The sequence below is a fragment of the Streptomyces formicae genome (assembly GCF_002556545.1).
GTDB classification, from domain to species: domain Bacteria; phylum Actinomycetota; class Actinomycetes; order Streptomycetales; family Streptomycetaceae; genus Streptomyces; species Streptomyces formicae_A.
This window is the reverse complement of sequence record NZ_CP022685.1, coordinates 6,666,823-6,682,650: the sequence shown is the minus strand read 5'-3', so window position 1 is coordinate 6,682,650 and position 15,828 is coordinate 6,666,823. Positions and strand designations below refer to the sequence as shown.

Here is a 15,828-nt window from a genome sequence, read left to right as displayed (position 1 = left end):
CTCCTCATCCAACGACTACGGGCCGGGGACGGCTCGTAAGCCCTCCCCGGCCCGAGCCGGTGCTGCTGTGATTCTGTGAACCCTGTCGGTTCAGCGAACCCGGTTCAGCGAACCTGGTCCACGTCGACGAGGTCGACGCGGACACCGCGGCCGCCGATGGCGCCCACGACGGTACGCAGAGCGCGCGCGGTGCGGCCGTTACGGCCGATCACCTTGCCGAGGTCGTCGGGGTGGACCCGGACCTCGAGCACGCGTCCGCGACGCAGGTTGCGCGAGGCCACCTGCACGTCGTCGGGGTTGTCGACGATGCCCTTCACGAGGTGCTCGAGAGCCTCCTCGAGCATGCTCAGGCCTCGGTCGACTCAGCGGCGGACGCCGACGGAGAAGCCTCGGCCTCGTCCGTCTTCTTGTCAGCCTTCTTGGCCTTCTGGGTGATGGCCTCGCCCTTGGCGTCGTCGCCCTCGAGACCCTTGGTGAAGGCCTCGAACGCGGCGCGCTTGTCCTTGGGCTCCGCGACGAGCAGCGGCGCCGGGGCCGGCAGGCCCTTGTGCTTCTGCCAGTCACCGGTGAGCTTCAGGATGGCCATGACCGGCTCGGTCGGCTGGGCGCCGACGGACAGCCAGTACTGGGCACGCTCCGAGTTGACCTCGATGCGCGAGGGGTTCTGCACCGGGTGGTACAGACCGATCTCCTCGATGGCCCGGCCGTCACGGCGGGTACGGGAGTCGGCGACGACGATGCGGTAGTGAGGCGAACGGATCTTGCCCAGACGCTTCAGCTTGATCTTGACTGCCACGGGAGTGGTGTCTCCTGGTCTTGACGTGGGTGGGCACAACGACGATGCCGCGTGGGGTTGCGGTACTCGAGTGCCCGATGGACGCGTCAGCCGGAGGAGAGAGGGGTCCTATGCGGCTGTCGAGTACAGCTAGCCATTGTGCCATACGCCGCCGGGGCGGCCGAACCCGGTTCGGCCGCCCCGGTCCAGCTCAGCCCACGCCCGCGCCGATCGCCTCCGGGATGCGGAACGGCTTGCCGCAGCCGCCGCACATGATCGGCGCCTGGGCGAGCACGGACGGCACGACGCGGACATTGCGCCCGCAGTCGCAGACCGCCTTCACGCGCACGCCGCCCCCGGAGGAGCCGTGCCGCGCGGCCGGGCCCCGGAAACTGCGTCCGGTGTCCGCGGTCGTCGCCGCCGTGTGCGCCTTCAGGGCACGCTGGAGCCGCTCGATCGTCGGCCGGTAGCGCTTCTTCGCCTCGGGGTTGAGCGTGACCAGCGAGAAGCCGCTGCTCGGGTGCGGCTCCTCGGAGTGGTCGAGGCCCAACTCCTCGGCGATCGCCAGGAATCTGCGGTTGTGATAGCGGCCCGCACGTGAGGTGTCGCGTACGCCGCGCGAGGCGGCGATGCCATGGACTGCCTCGTGAAGCAGTCGCTCGAAGGAGAGCTCGGCGCCGCAGGCGGACGACGACTCTCCGATCAGGGATTCGGGCGCGGCAAGGTCGGGCAGCTCGGGGTGGTGCCGCTGAATGTCGGCCCACGCCTGTGCCAGCTCTGCGGCGAGAACAGGTGGTGTCGTGCTCACGTCGTGAACAACGAGCCGGAAGCCCCGGGGGTTCCATTCCGGGGCATCTCAAATAATTTGCACGTACCCGTCAGTTGCCGTTGATGCGTCCGGACGAGGGCGGGTGCGCTGATCTGCGGAGAAGCCTCACAGCTCGCACCAAGCCGGTACGTAGTGGCGCGTACGCCCCGGCGCGTAGGGCAACCCCTCGCGCCGGGACTCGTGTGGTCGGGGCGGGCGTACGAGCCCCGCCGGAGTGCGCTGGTACCGGAGGCGCCCTCCTCAGTAGGAGCGGGCCACGAGGGCGACGTTACCCGGGGTCTCGTCGGCGTCCGGCACCGCCCCGTCATCGGCGACCAGACACCGTACGGTCACGGAGTGCTCGGCGAGCGCGGCCTCGCCCTCCTCGCCGAGCACGGCCCAGGGGATGCGCGCCCAGTTGCCCGCCGCGGTGGCCTCCACCGCCTCCTCCAGGGTGCCGACGTCCGCGGTGCGGGACTCGCGGCGCTCGCGGGCCTGGGTGAGCAGCAGCGCCTGGTCCTCCTCGAGGGCGGCGGGCAGCAGCGCGGCGAGAGCGTCGATGGCGACCGGTGCCTTGCCTCCGGGAATGCGGCGGGCCACCATCGCGGTGCCGTTCTCCAGGTCGCGCGGGCCGACCTCGACGCGGACCGGCACTCCCTTGAGCTCCCAGTCGACGGCGCGACGCCCGAAGGGGGTGTCCGTGCGGTCGTCGACCTGGACGCGGAGACCGGCGGCCCGCAGGGTGTCGCCGATCTCGCGGACCTTGGCGAGTACGGCGTCGTCGCCCTTGATGGCGAGGACGACGACCTGGACGGGCGCGAGCCTGGGCGGCACGCGCAGGCCGTTGTCGTCGCCGTGCATCATCACCAGGGCGCCGACCATCCGCGTCGTACTGCCCCAGGAGGTCTGCCAGACCAGTTCCTGCTTGCCCTCCTTGGACAGGTACTGGGTGTGGAAGGCGCGGGCGAAGTTCTGGCCGAGCTCGTGGCTGGTGCCGAGCTGGAGGGCCTTGCCGTCGCCCATCATGCCTTCGAGCGTGAGCGTGTTGACGGCGCCCGCGAAACGCTCCTTGGCGGTCTTGCGGCCGAGCACGAAGTCCATGGCGAGGACCTCGCGCATGAAGTCTCCGTAGACGTCGCGGTGGATGCGGGCGGCGAAGTCCCTGGCGTCCTCGTACGTCGCGTGGGCGGTGTGGCCCTCCTGCCAGAGGAACTCCGAGGTGCGCAGGAACAGGCGCGGGCGCAGCTCCCAGCGGACCACGTTGGCCCACTGGTTGATCAGCAGGGGCAGGTCGCGGTAGCTCTGCACCCACTTGGAGAAGTACTCGTTGACGATCGTCTCCGAGGTGGGGCGGACGACGACCGGCTCCTCCAGCTCCTTGCCGCCGCCGTGCGTGACGACGGCGAGCTCCGGCGCGAAGCCCTCGACGTGCTCGGCCTCCCTGGTCAGGTACGACTGCGGGATGAGGAGCGGGAAGTACGCGTTCTGGGTGCCGGTCGCCTTGATGCGCGCGTCCATGTCCTGCTGCATCCGCTCCCACAGGCTGTACCCGTACGGTCGGATCACCATGGTGCCGCGCACCGGGCCGTTGTCGGCCAGCTCGGCCTTGTTGATCAGATCCTGGTACCAGCGCGGGAAATCGTCCGCACGCGGCGTGAGAACGGGTGTTTTGGCCATGGCGCGCATCGTAGGGGCGAGCCCTCGAAGGGCGTGAACGAATATCGCCCAGGGGGCGCACAACGGTGGCACGCAAGCATTGGCCCACAACCCCTGGACTCCACGACGGATGCGGAGTTCTCTGGCATACGGGGGGAGTGCGAGCGCACTACACGGGGGCGGACGAACCGTTGAATTCCGGCACGGCAGTAACTCTCGGCGGATTGGGGCGCTTTCGATGACACCAACGCTCGTGCATTCGCACCACCTCCATGCGAGCGCGACCCCTCGTGTGGACCTGTGGGCACGCGCGCGTGACTGGGCGGAGATTCAGGAACGGATGCTGGTCCCGCTCTACGAAGCGGTCTACGAACGACTCGAAGTGGGCACCGGCACCCGGCTCCTCGGCCTCGGCTGTGGATCCGGCCTCGCCCTGCTGATGGCGGCGTCGCGGGGCGCCGCGGTCACCGGCGTCGACCCCTCGGCGCCCGAGCGGCTCTCCCTCGCGCGCGAACGCCTGCTGCCGGACGCCGCGGGGGGCGTACGCGCGCGTACCGACACGCGGCTCGTCGAGGGCGGCCCCTCTGACGTCGCGGCCGCCGCGGGCAGCCCGGACGCCCTCCCGTACAACCTGGTGACCGCTTTCCATCCGATCGGCTGCGTGGCGGGCGACTCCGAAGGGCTCTCGACCCTCTTGGGGGCCGCCGCTCCGCTCGCCGCCCGCGGCACCCCGGTGGTGCTCGTCGGATGGGGGCCTCCGGAGCGCTGTGCGACCTCCTCGGTCCTGCGGGTGGCGACCAAGCTCGCCGACCCGCTCCGGAGCACGGGCAGTTGGCGCCCCGCGCTCCGGGACGACCTGGAGGAGGTGGCCCACCGGGCGGGCCTCAAACCGGACGGCTCGGGACGCGTCGCGTGCCCCTTCGGGTACGCGGACGTGGAGAGCGCGGCCCGCGGGCTGCTCTCGACGGGCCTCTTCGACGCGGCCGTGGGCGCCACGGACCAGGCGCAGGTCGACAAGGAACTCGCGGAGGCACTGCATCCGCACCGGCGTAGGGACGGGACGGTGTGGATGCCTAACGTCTTCCGGTACCTGATCGCGCGCACGAAGTAGCCACGACCTCGGCGGCCCTCAGCCGTCCTCAGCTGTCCTTGGTCATCCGCGTGACGCCCGCGACCCGGTACGCCTGCGCCTCCTCCAGCGTCTCGTTCTCCAGCAGCGCCGCAGCCAGGTCGTCCAGTTGCCCTCGGTGTTCCCTGAGCTGACGGCAGGCGCTGTCGTAGCACTCGTCGACGATCCGTCGCATCTCGCCGTCGATGGCGTCGAGGGTCTCCGGGGCGGCCGCGAGCCCGTAGGCCTGCTGCGCGTCGTTCGGGAGGGCCGAGAGGCGGCCCACCCGTTCGCTCATGCCCCAGCGGCCGACCATGCCGCGCGCGATGTTGGTGACCTGCTCCAGGTCGTTCTCGGCGCCGGTGGTGATGACTCCGTAGACGACGTGTTCGGCGGCCATGCCTCCTAGGGCACCGATGATTCGGCCCCGAAGGTAATCCTCCGTGTAGGCGTACTTGTCGGAGTCCGGGGTCGAGAGGGTGACGCCCAGGGCCCGGCCGCGCGGCACGATCGTGATCTTGCGGACCGGGTCGGCGCCGGGCTGGAGCATCCCGAGCAGCGCGTGACCGCTCTCGTGGTACGCCGTGCGCCTGCGCTCCTCCTCCGGCATGACCAGCGGCCGCTCGGCGCCCAGCTGGACCTTCTCCATGGCCTCGGAGAGGTCGGACTGCGTGACCTGCCGCTGCTTGCGCTTGACCGCGAGCAGGGCGGCCTCGTTGGCGAGGTTGGCGAGCTCGGCGCCGGTCATGCCCGGGGTCGTACGGGCGACCTGGGCGAGGTCGACGTCGTCGGCCAGCGGAATGGCGCGCGTGTGGATCTTGAGGATGGCCTCGCGGCCGCCGCGGTCGGGCGGCGAGACGTTGACGACGCGGTCGAACCGTCCCGGCCTGGTGAGGGCGGGGTCGAGGATGTCGGCACGGTTGGTGGCGGCCAGCACGATGACGCCCTCCGAGCCGGAGAAGCCGTCCATCTCGGTGAGGATCTGGTTCAGGGTCTGTTCGCGCTCGTCGTGCCCGCCCATCCCGCTGCCGCCGCCCCGCGCGCGCCCGATGGTGTCGATCTCGTCGATGAAGATGATCGAAGGGGCGACCTTGCGGGCCTCGGCGAAGAGTTCGCGCACCCGCGAGGCGCCGACGCCCACGATCATCTCGATGAACTCCGAGGCGGAGGCCGAGAAGAAGGGCACGCCCGCCTCGCCCGCGACGGCGCGCGCGAGCAGCGTCTTGCCGGTGCCCGGCGGGCCCGCGAGGAGCACGCCGCGCGGCATCTTGGCGCCCATCGTGCGATAGGCGTCGGGGTTCTTGAGGAAGTCGACGACGTCGTTGAGCTCGCCCTCGACCTCGTCGATGCCCGCGACGTCCGCGAACGTCGTCCGCTTCGCGCCGGGCTCCAGCTCGACCGGCTTGGGCGGCGTCTTGCGCCCGAGCATGCCGCCACCGCCGCCCATGCCCCCGCTCATCCGCCGGGCGATGAAGATCCAGAGCACCACGAGCAGCAGCATCGGGGCGAGCGAGATGAGCAGGTTGGAGAGGAAGCTGCGCTCCTGCACCACGGGCTCGGCGGTGACGGTGACCTTGTGCTTGGTCAGGTCGTCCCAGAGCTTGTCGTCGGCGAAGGCGGGGCGCTGCGTCGTGAACTTGGTGTAGTCGCCCTTGTCACCGTCCGGCTTGGGCTGCTCCTTCTTGAGCTGCCCCTGGATCGCGTCGCCCTTGGCGTAGATCTTCGTGACGTTGCCGGAGTCGACCTGCTTGCTGAACTCCGTGTACGAGATGGTCGGCTCGTCGCCGTCGTTGAAGAAGGACAGCACGAGGTTGGCGATGAGATAGACGATCAGAGCCGTCAGGATCAGACTCCCCCAGCCACCCGGCATCTTCTTCTTCGGCGGTGGCGTGGGCTCGGGCGGGGGCGCGCCCTCGGAGCGCCACGGCTGATCGGGCGCCTGGCGCGGCGGCACAGGGTTGCTCATATTCGGACGTTACGTCACAAAACACAGCAGGGCACCCGCTCCCGGAACGCGCTCGGGGCGCCCCTCCGCAGAGGGACGCCCCGGCTCGAACTCGTCGAAGGCTCAGCCCATGAACTTCTTGAACTCGTCCGGCAGCTCGAAGTCCTGCCCGGCCTGGCCGCCCGGGAGACCGAAGGCGCCGCCGGGCTGACCGCCCTGCTCGCGGCGCGTGGCCTCCTCCTGCTCCTGCTGCTTGCGCTTCATCGGGTTGCCGGAGCGCTGCTTGCCCTTGGCCTGCTTCTGCTTCTTCTTCTGCTTGCCGGGGCCACCGCCCATGCCCGGCATCCCGGGCATACCCGGCATGCCGCCGCCCTGGGCCATGCGGGACATCATCTTCCGCGCCTCGAAGAACCGCTCCACCAGGTTCTTGACGGCGCTGACCTCGACGCCCGAGCCCTTGGCGATGCGCGCACGCCGCGAGCCGTTGATGAGCGTCGGCTCCTGGCGCTCGCCGGGCGTCATCGACTTGATGATGGCGGCCGTGCGGTCGACGTCGCGCTCGTCGAGGTTGTTGATCTGGTCCTTGATCTGCCCCATGCCGGGCATCATTCCGAGCAGCTTGCTGATGCTGCCCATCTTCCTGACCTGCTCCATCTGGGCCAGGAAGTCGTCAAGCGTGAAGTCCTGCCCCTTCTTGGAGGCGAGCTTCGAGGCCATCTTCTCGGCCTCTTGCTGCGAGAAGGTCTGCTCGGCCTTCTCGATCAGCGTGAGCATGTCGCCCATGCCGAGGATGCGGGACGCCATGCGGTCCGGGTGGAACGCGTCGAACTCGTCGAGCTTCTCGCCGTTCGACGCGAACATGATCTGGCGCCCGGTGACCTGCGCGATCGAGAGCGCGGCACCGCCTCGGGCGTCACCGTCGAGCTTCGACAGGACCACGCCGTCGAAGCCGACGCCGTCCCGGAATGCCTCGGCGGTGTTGACCGCGTCCTGACCGATCATCGCGTCGACGACGAACAGGACCTCGTCGGGGCTGACCGCGTCGCGGATGTCCGCGGCCTGCTGCATGAGCTCCTGGTCGATGCCGAGGCGACCCGCGGTGTCGACGACGACGACGTCGTACTGCTTGGTCCTGGCGAAGTCGATGGAGTCCTTGGCCACCTGCACCGGGTCGCCGACGCCGTTGCCCGGCTGCGGGGCGTAGACGCCGACGCCCGCGCGCTCGGCGACCACGCTCAGCTGGTTCACGGCGTTCGGCCGCTGGAGGTCGCACGCGACGAGGAGCGGGGAGTGGCCCTGGCTCTTCAGCCAGAGGCCGAGCTTGCCCGCGAGGGTCGTCTTACCCGCACCCTGCAGACCCGCGAGCATGATGACCGTCGGCGCGGTCTTCGCGAACCGCAGGCGCCGGGTCTCGCCGCCCAGAATGCCAATGAGCTCCTCATTGACGATCTTGATGACCTGCTGGGCGGGGTTGAGCGCCTGGGAGACCTCGGCGCCGGCCGCGCGCTCCTTGATCTGCTTGATGAAGGCGCGGACCACGGGAAGGGCGACGTCCGCCTCGAGCAGGGCGATGCGGATCTCGCGCGCCGTGGCGTCGATGTCCGCCTCGGACAGGCGGCCCTTGCCCCGGAGGTTCTTGAATGTCGCTGCGAGGCGGTCGGAGAGAGTATCGAACACGGCGGTCGCGAATCCTCGGATCTGGGGGGCGGGCTGACAGGTCGCTTTCCAGAGTATCCGCCACGTGCCAGTGCCTGGGGCTCTGGGCGGGACTTCCCTTTCTCGGCACCGTGGGCACAGGGCGCGGCGCCCCGGGGTTTCGCGCGGGGCCCTGCCGGGTGGGTGGGGGAGGTGGGGGCCTCTTCCCCACGTCTGGCGCGACGGCACACGGGGGTTTTGCGCAGTTCCCCGCGCCCCTGAAGGGGCCACCGCGCGGGGTGGGTGGGGGAGGTGGCGGCTTCTCCCCCGCCACCACCGCGCGAGGGCGGGTGGGGGAGGCGGCGGCCTCTCCCCCACCACCACCGCGCGAGGTGCGTGGGGGAGGTGGCGGCATCATCCCCACGCCCGGCGCGGCGGCACACGGGGGTTCGCGCAGTTCCCCGCGCCCCTGAAGGGGCCCGCCCCCGCCGGGCCGCAGCCGCGAGCGCGGCCGAGGGGACGTGGGGGTATGTGCGCACGGAGCACATCAGTGAACGAGGCACGGAAGCAAACCCATTAGCAATGCTCTGGGACGGCGAGTACGCACATACCCCCGCGGCCCCGCCCCACAACCGAACCCAAGGCGCACCCCCCGCCCAAGGCGCCCCCGCCAGCAACCTCACTCCCGCGACGACAACACCCCCTCCACCCCCCGAGCCACCCCCACAGCCCGCTCCCCCTCCAACGGCACCCCATCAACCCCCGTCACATAAAACGCATCCACCGCATTGGCCCCCAACGTCGACACATGCGCACTCCGCACCACCACCCCCGCCGCCTCCAACGCCCGCCCGATCCGATGCAGCAGCCCCGGCGCGTCCTGCGCTCGCACCTCGATCACCGTCGCGAGCCGTGACGAGCCCGCCGATGCCACCGAGACCCGAGCCGCCGGCGCCACCGTCCCCCGCCGCCGCGGATACGCCGCGTCCCGTTCCGCGAGGCGTGCCGCGATGTCCAGCGATCCGTCGAGCGCCCGCACCAGATCCGCCCGCAACCGAGCCGCCTGGGGCAACGACCCGTACTCGGCGGCGACCCGCCAGTTCAGCAACAGCACACCCCCGCCTCCCTCGGCCCCGACCGGCGACGCCACCCACCGGAGCTCGGCGGTCCGCACCGCGAGCCGATGCAGCGCCAGCACCCCGGCCACCGCCGAAAGCACCCCGTCCTGCTCCGGCACGGCGATCAGCAACTCGACGCCCAACGGCTCCGCGGCCGCAGCCCCGGGGTCCCCCTCCGTCCTGGCCCGCAGCGCAAGCACCGGCCCACCCGTCCGTACCGCCTCCACCGCGAGCCGCTCCTGCTCGGCCGTCGGCGCCACGTCCACCGGCTCCGCCGGCTCGTCCCCGCAGAGCACCGCCCCCACCCGCTTCACCAGGTCGGCGACCAGCGCCCCGCGCCACGCGGACCACGCCGCGGGCCCGGTCGCGAGCGCGTCCGCCTCGGTCAGGGCGTGCAGCAGCTCCAGCGTCCCCACGGACCCGACCACGTCCGCGACACCCCGCACCGTCGCGGGATCGTCGAGGTCCCGCCGCGTGGCGGTCTCGACGAGAAGCAGGTGGTGCCGCACGAGGCACGCCAGGACGGCCACATCGCCCGGGTCGAACCCGATCCGCGCGGCGACATCGCGGGCGATGATCTCCCCGGCCACGGAGTGATCCCCCGGCCACCCCTTCCCGATGTCGTGCAGCAGCGCCGCGACCAACAACAGATCGGGCCGCCCCACCCGCCGGGTGAGCTCCGCGGCGCGCACCGCCGTCTCCACCAGATGACGGTCGACCGTCCACGTGTGGACGGCGTTGCGCTGGGGGCGGCACCGCACCCGCTCCCAGTCGGGCAGCAGCCGCGTGATGAGCCCCTCGGCCTCCAGCGCCTCCCACACCTGCACGGTGGGCCGCCCCGCGCCGAGCAGCGTCACGAGCTGCTCCCGCGCCTCGGCGGGCCAGGGCGTGGGCAGGGGCCCGGCCGAGGCCGCGAGCCGCCGCACCGCGTGCAGGGACAGGGGGAGCCCGGCCTGCGCCGCTGCCGCGGCGGCCCGCAGCGGAAGCACCGGGTCCCGTTCGGGCTTGGCGGTCCGCGCGAGAACGGCCTCCCCGTCGTGCTCCACGACGCCCTCGGCCAACGGCGACCGCTCGGCGGCGACCGCCGAGCGACCACCGAGCGCCGCCCCGCGACCACCGAGCATGGCCCGCAGCCGCGGCCTCGCGCCCCGCGCCCTGAGCACCCGCCCGACCTCGCGCCAGGTGACATCACTGGCGTACGACACGACGCGCGCGGCCTCGTACACCTGGCGCAGCAACGCGTCCGCGTCGAGCAGCCCGAGTTCGGCGGCGACCTGGTCCTGCTCCTGGAGGGCGAGCCGGTCGGTGGCCCGGCCCGTGGCGAGGTGCAGCGCGTCGCGCACGTCGAGCAGCCGCCGCCGTGCCTCGTCGAGCCCTTCGCGGGGCGCGTCGGCGAGCCAGGAGGCGGCGACGGCACGCAGCGCGGTGGCGTCCCGCAGTCCGCCCCGCGCCTCCTTCAGGTCGGGTTCGAGGAGGTGGCCCAACTCGCCCTGCCGCTCGGCCCGTTCCTCGCACAGTTCCCGCAGCTCGGGCAGCCGCTTCGGGGCCTGGTTGCGCCAGTCGGCGAGGACCGTGGTGCGCAGCCCCGCGGTGAGCCCGGGGTCCCCCGCAACGTGCCGCGCGTCCAGGAGCCCGAGGTGCACCTTGAGGTCGTCGCCCGCGGTCCCGCGCGCCTCGTTCGGCGTACGGACGGAGTGGTCGAGGGCGAGTCCGAGATCCCAGATCGGGTACCAGAGGCGGTCCGCGAGAGCGGCGAGCCGGGCGCCGTCCGCGCTGCCGTCGTGCAGGAGCAGCAGGTCGAGATCGCTGCGCGGGGAGAGCTCGCCGCGCCCGTAGCCGCCGACGGCGACCAGGGAGACGCCCCTGGACACCTCGGCGGCGGTGAAGAGCCCCGTCAGCCACTCGTCCGTGAGGTCGGAGAGGGCGGCACGGCGCGGCGGCCCTGACCGCGTCCCCTCGTGGAGGAGCCGCAGCCGGGCCGCCGCGTAGCCGCTGGGTCCGGAGTCTTCCGCTTCCGATTCGGTTCGTACGTCCACACGCGTCACCCAGCAGCTCCTGTTCAGTCCAGCTCAGCCCAGCTCAGTCCCGTTCGACCCCACCCGACCCCACCCGACCCACCGCCCCGACGCCCTACCGCCTCACAGCGCGTCGGGCCCCCGCTCCCCCGTCCGCACCCGCACCGCCGTGTCCACGGGCACGCTCCACACCTTGCCGTCCCCGATCTTGCCGGTACGGGCGGCCTTGACCACGACATCGATGAGTTGTTCGGCGTCGTCGTCCTCGACGAGGACCTCGATGCGGATCTTCGGCACCAGGTCGACGGTGTACTCCGCGCCCCGGTAGACCTCGGTGTGCCCGCGCTGGCGCCCGTAGCCGCTGGCCTCGGTGACGGTGAGGCCCTGGACGCCGAAGGCCTGGAGGGCTTCCTTGATCTCGTCGAGCCGGTGCGGCTTGACGACCGCGGTGATGAGCTTCATGCGTCCACCTTCTTGTTCTTCTTCGTCGGTACGCCGTCCGCGCCGGGCGCGGGCAGCGCCGCCGTGCGGGGAGCGGTGCCGCCGCCCGCGCCGCTGAAGTCGTACGCCGTCTCGGCGTGCTGGACCTGGTCGATGCCCGCGACCTCCTCTTCCTCGTCGACCCGCATCCCGATGGTCTTGTCGATGAGCAGGGCGAGGATCGCGGAGACGATCAGGGAGTACGCGAGGACGGCGCCGACGCCCGCGAGCTGCTTCCACAACTGGCTGAGGCCGCCACCGTAGAAGAGGCCCTGGGCCTTGGACTGCCCGCCACCGGTGGCGAAGAAGCCGACGAGGATCGAGCCGACCACACCGCCGACCATGTGGACGCCGACGACGTCGAGGGAGTCGTCGTATCCGAACCGGAACTTGAGGCCGACGGCCATCGCGCACAGCAGACCCGCGACGGCGCCGATGGCGATCGCGCCGAGCGGCGAGCAGGAGCCGCCGGAGGGGGTGATGGCGACGAGTCCCGCGACGGCGCCGGAGGCGGCGCCGAGCGTGGTGAACGCGCCGTGGCGGATCTTCTCGTAGGCGAGCCAGGCGAGCATGGCGCCGGCGGTGGCGACCTGCGTGTTGAGGAACATGAGCGCGCCGACGCCGTCGTCGTTGCCGAGCCACGATCCGGCGTTGAAGCCGAACCAGCCGAACCAGAGCAGGCCCGCGCCGAGCATCACGAGCGGCAGGGAGTGCGGCCGCATCGGGTCCTTCTTGAAGCCGACGCGCTTGCCGATGACGAGGATCACGCCGAGGGCGGCGGCGCCCGCGTTGATGTGTACGGCCGTGCCGCCCGCGAAGTCGATGACGCCGAGCTCGAACGCCCAGCCGCCGGTGCCCCACACCCAGTGGGCGACGGGGAAGTACACGATCGTGGCCCACAGGGTGATGAACAGCGCCCAGGCCGTGAACTTCACGCGGTCCGCGAGGGCGCCGCTGATCAGGGCGGGCGTGAGGACGGCGAACATCAGCTGGAAGACGGCGAAGACATAGACCGGGATGGTGTAGCCGTCCCAGAGCTCGTTCAGGCCGATGCCGCTGAGCCCGACGTAGTCGCCCTGCCACCCGAAGAGGCTGCCGTGGTCGGTGCCGAAGGCGACGGAGAAGCCGTAGAGGACCCACAGGACGCTGACGATCCCCAGGCTGATGAAGCTCATCATCAGCATGTTGAGGGTGCTCTTGACGCGGACCATGCCTCCGTAGAAGAAGGCGAGGGCCGGCGTCATCAGCATCACCAGGGCGGAACAGATGAGCATGAACCCGGTGTTGGCGGCAGACAGCTCGGGAGCGTCTGCGGCGATCGTGATGCCTGGGGGCATCGGCGTCTCCTCGTCGTCTGGGCCGGTGGTGCGCCAGAGACTGGCCCAGCGCGGTTTCGGCGCGTGCGCCTCGGTGTTTCGCCGGGGTGACGAAGAGGTCGTGGGTGTTACGCGGCCATGAACTGCCGGGTCGGCGGGGGTGGGATTTCCTCCCCCGCGCAGGGCACAAGAACCGGCCGCGGCGGCCATCCGACTGACCTGGCGTGGGGGAGCCGAGTCGGGCTGTTCGGGATGGTTGCCGCGGCCGGAGCCGGTCGTACCGGTTCTCAGACCGCCTCCGCGGTCTCCGGCATCTCGATGGCGAGCCGCTCGGTGATCTCCAGGACCTCGGCGACGTCTCCGAAGTCCCGCACGGCCGTGTCCACGGTCTTGCGCAGCCGGGTGTTCACCCGCTCCGAGCGGACCTTCTTGGCGATGTCGAGGGCCTGCCCCGCAAGCACCGTGCTCTGCTCGGGCTCGCGCTGGAGCAGGTGCACGGTGGCTTTGCCGATGAGGTTCAGGGCGTACGAACGCTGGTGCTCGATGTCCTTCCCGAAGAGCTCCACGGCACGGTCCATGACGGGTTCGGCGAGCGAGGCGTACGTGGGGCTGCGGCCCGCCACGTAGGCCAGGTCGCGGTAGGAGTGGGCGTTCTCGCCGTTCAGCTCGGCCTCGGAGAAGAAGCGGATCCAGTCCGGCTCGGGCTCGTCGAACTCCAGCGCGTCGGCGAAGGTGTCCTCGGCCATCCGCACGGCCCGCTTGCACTTGCCCGGCTGGCCCATGCTGGCGTAGGCGCGGGCCTCCATCGCATACAGCATCGCCTGGGTGCGCGGACTCGCGCAGTCCCGGCTGCCGTACTGCGCGAGGTGGATGAGCTCCAGGGCGTCGTCGGGCCGCCCGAGGTGGATCATCTGGCGGCTCATGCTGGACAGGATGTACGACCCGAGGGACTTCTCGCCCGCCTCCTTGGCGGCGTGCAGGGCGAGGACGAAGTACTTCTGGGCGGTGGGCTGGAGCCCCACGTCGTAGCTCATCCAGCCCGCCAGCTCGGCCAGTTCGCCCGCGACCTTGAACAGGCGCCGGGAGGTGGCTTCGGGCTGGGGCTCCTGCAACAGGTCCGTCACTTCGTGCAGTTGACCGACGACGGCCTTGCGCCGGAGCCCTCCCCCGCATTGGGCGTCCCACTGGCGGAACATCACCGTGGTGGATTCGAGCAGGTCGAGTTCGGGTTTGGAGAGCCGGGCCGGGCGGCGCGACGCGGCGGCGGACTCGGGCTCCTCGGGGGGCGTCGACGGGGTGGGCACCAGCCAGCGCTGCATGGGCTCGATCAGGGCGGGGCCCGCGGAGAGGGCGAGCGAGGTGCCGAGGAAGCCCCGGCGCGCCAGCATCAGGTCGCTGCGCGAGAACTCACTGATGAGCGCGACGGTCTGCGGTCCCGTCCAGGGCAGGTCGACGCCGGAGGAGGCGGGCGTGCGGTGCGGGGCGCGCAGGCCCAGGTCCTCGACCGCGACGACGCAGCCGAACCGCTCGGAGAACAGTTCGGAGAGGATGCGCGGGATCGGCTCGCGCGGATTCTCGCCGTCGAGCCAGCGGCGCACGCGTGACGTGTCCGTCGAGATGTGGTGGGCGCCCAACTGCCGCGCCCTGCGGTTCACTTGGCGTGCCAGCTCGCCCTTCGACCAGCCACTGCGCACGAACCAGGAAGTGAGCATCTCATTGGGGCGCTTCTCAGCGTTCATACCGCCTCCGCCACTGCCGCCCACTGGAACGCCCCCATCCTTCAAGACTTCTGTGCGCTGTCCACGCCTGTGTACTGCCCACCGGCCGCGCATCGTCCACGCCAAGCCCTAACAGAATGCCGCTACTTGCGGCCATCCGTCCGGTGAATGTCACCCATCGAACAGGAAACCGACTTGCCTCCGGCATACCCACGGGTGCCAGAACTCCCGGGGTCGTGCACTGAAAGTAATCCTACGATCACCCCTCCGGCGAGGGCGATTGCGGAAACGCCACCATTCGCCACCCCTTCGAATGAACTCCCTTGCCGCTACAAGCGATTCACTTGACATGGGACGACAGAAAGTGGGCGGAGCGGAGTGCGCCGGGGCGCATGACACCGGGCGCACCACCCGCGAGACCACCGGGCGCCGTCATGAAGACAGAGGGTCACGATCCGATTCCGTCACGTAACCGCGGCACGCTCGACCCGTTGGAGGGGGCATGGGCTTCACGATCGGCGGCATCCGGGGAACCGACAAGCCCCGGACCGGATCACGGCGACGCGCCCGCGCGTCGGACCGCACCACGGTGGCGGAGTACACCGGCTTGTGGGGATGGACCGCGGTGCCCGGCGCCCGGGCGCTCGACGGCGCCTGTTCGTGCGGCAGCGCGGCGTGCGCGGCCCCCGGCGCCCACCCGCTCGACTTCGCCCCTGAGGTCCCCGCCGGGGCCACGCTCGACGAAGTGACGGACGCCTGGGCCCAGTTCCCCGGCGCCTCGGTACTGCTGCCCGTGGGTCGCGCCTTCGACGCGATCGAGGTGGCGGAGACCGCGGGGCGGCGGGCGCTCGTGCGGCTGGAGCGGATGGGCCTTCCCCTGGGTCCCGTGACGGTCACGCCGGACGGCCGGGCGCAGTTCTTCGTCGCCCCCGGCGCCGCCACCGAACTCCCCCAGCTGCTCTACCGCATGGGCTGGGACGACGCGGCCCTCGACCTGCACGGCCTGGGCCCCGGCGACCACATCACGGCGCCGCCGTCCGACCGGGGCGGCCTCGGCCCGGTCCGCTGGCTGCGCCCGCCCGACCTCGACTCCGCGACCCACCCGCCGGAGGCCCGTCTGCTCCTGGGCACCCTGGCGTACGTGGCCCACCGCTCCCCCGCGTAGCGCCGCCCCGACCACCGTGGAACGGAAGGGCCCCCTCGCACCTGCACCGTGCGAGGGGGCCCTTCTTGCGTACGACGGGAGCGCCGGGC

12 protein-coding genes are annotated in these 15,828 nt (G+C 71.3%); 2 read left to right on the top strand and 10 right to left on the bottom strand.

Going from position 1 to position 15,828, the window contains the following annotated elements:
* Positions 1-104 precede the first annotated feature (104 nt).
* From KY5_RS29350 to proS, 4 genes are all read right to left on the bottom strand, one after another.
* The gene (locus KY5_RS29350; RefSeq protein WP_014176063.1) at positions 105-344 is read right to left on the bottom strand and encodes an RNA-binding protein; all 240 of its coding nucleotides are present in this window, start codon (positions 342-344) and stop codon (positions 105-107) included.
* A 2-nt stretch (positions 345-346) separates the two neighbouring features.
* Positions 347-796, bottom strand: coding sequence for a 30S ribosomal protein S16 (gene rpsP, locus KY5_RS29345; RefSeq protein WP_098245044.1), 450 nt, complete (start codon positions 794-796; stop codon positions 347-349).
* Positions 797-986: 190 nt separating this feature from the next.
* A complete protein-coding gene (locus KY5_RS29340) occupies positions 987-1,583 on the bottom strand; it encodes a hypothetical protein (RefSeq protein WP_098245043.1) in 597 nt (198 codons plus the stop codon).
* Between the two features lie 261 nt (positions 1,584-1,844).
* A complete protein-coding gene (proS, locus tag KY5_RS29335) occupies positions 1,845-3,260 on the bottom strand; it encodes a proline--tRNA ligase (RefSeq protein WP_098245042.1) in 1,416 nt (471 codons plus the stop codon).
* A 217-nt stretch (positions 3,261-3,477) separates the two neighbouring features.
* Between proS and KY5_RS29330 the strand changes: the two genes are divergently transcribed.
* Positions 3,478-4,350 carry an SAM-dependent methyltransferase gene (locus KY5_RS29330; RefSeq protein ID WP_098245041.1) on the top strand — a complete coding sequence of 291 codons (873 nt, stop codon included), beginning with the start codon at positions 3,478-3,480 and terminating at the stop codon, positions 4,348-4,350.
* A gap of 28 nt (positions 4,351-4,378) precedes the next feature.
* Here KY5_RS29330 and ftsH read toward each other — a convergent pair whose 3' ends face one another.
* The 6 genes from ftsH to KY5_RS29300 all read right to left on the bottom strand — a co-directional run bounded on the left by ftsH (position 4,379) and on the right by KY5_RS29300 (position 14,619).
* Positions 4,379-6,313 carry an ATP-dependent zinc metalloprotease FtsH gene (gene ftsH / locus KY5_RS29325; protein ID WP_098245040.1) on the bottom strand — a complete coding sequence of 645 codons (1,935 nt, stop codon included), beginning with the start codon at positions 6,311-6,313 and terminating at the stop codon, positions 4,379-4,381.
* 102 nt (positions 6,314-6,415) lie between these two features.
* Positions 6,416-7,969: a signal recognition particle protein gene (gene ffh / locus KY5_RS29320; RefSeq protein ID WP_098245039.1), complete on the bottom strand. Its 1,554-nt coding sequence runs from the start codon at positions 7,967-7,969 to the stop codon at positions 6,416-6,418.
* 637 nt (positions 7,970-8,606) lie between these two features.
* On the bottom strand, positions 8,607-11,090 hold the full coding sequence (locus KY5_RS29315) for a [protein-PII] uridylyltransferase (RefSeq protein ID WP_098245038.1): 2,484 nt from the start codon (positions 11,088-11,090) through the stop codon (positions 8,607-8,609).
* A gap of 93 nt (positions 11,091-11,183) precedes the next feature.
* Complete coding sequence (locus KY5_RS29310) at positions 11,184-11,522, bottom strand: P-II family nitrogen regulator (RefSeq protein WP_084904268.1); 339 nt, start codon at positions 11,520-11,522, stop codon at positions 11,184-11,186.
* A complete protein-coding gene (locus tag KY5_RS29305; RefSeq protein ID WP_098245037.1) occupies positions 11,519-12,877 on the bottom strand; it encodes an ammonium transporter in 1,359 nt (452 codons plus the stop codon). The genes KY5_RS29310 and KY5_RS29305 overlap by 4 nt, the downstream gene beginning before the upstream one ends.
* A 266-nt stretch (positions 12,878-13,143) precedes the next feature.
* Positions 13,144-14,619 (bottom strand): hypothetical protein, encoded by a 1,476-nt coding sequence (locus tag KY5_RS29300; protein ID WP_098245036.1) that lies wholly within the window; start codon positions 14,617-14,619, stop codon positions 13,144-13,146.
* A 457-nt stretch (positions 14,620-15,076) separates the two neighbouring features.
* Between KY5_RS29300 and KY5_RS29295 the strand changes: the two genes are divergently transcribed.
* Positions 15,077-15,739 carry a bifunctional DNA primase/polymerase gene (locus KY5_RS29295; RefSeq protein WP_098245035.1) on the top strand — a complete coding sequence of 221 codons (663 nt, stop codon included), beginning with the start codon at positions 15,077-15,079 and terminating at the stop codon, positions 15,737-15,739.
* The last annotated feature ends 89 nt before the right edge of the window (positions 15,740-15,828 follow it).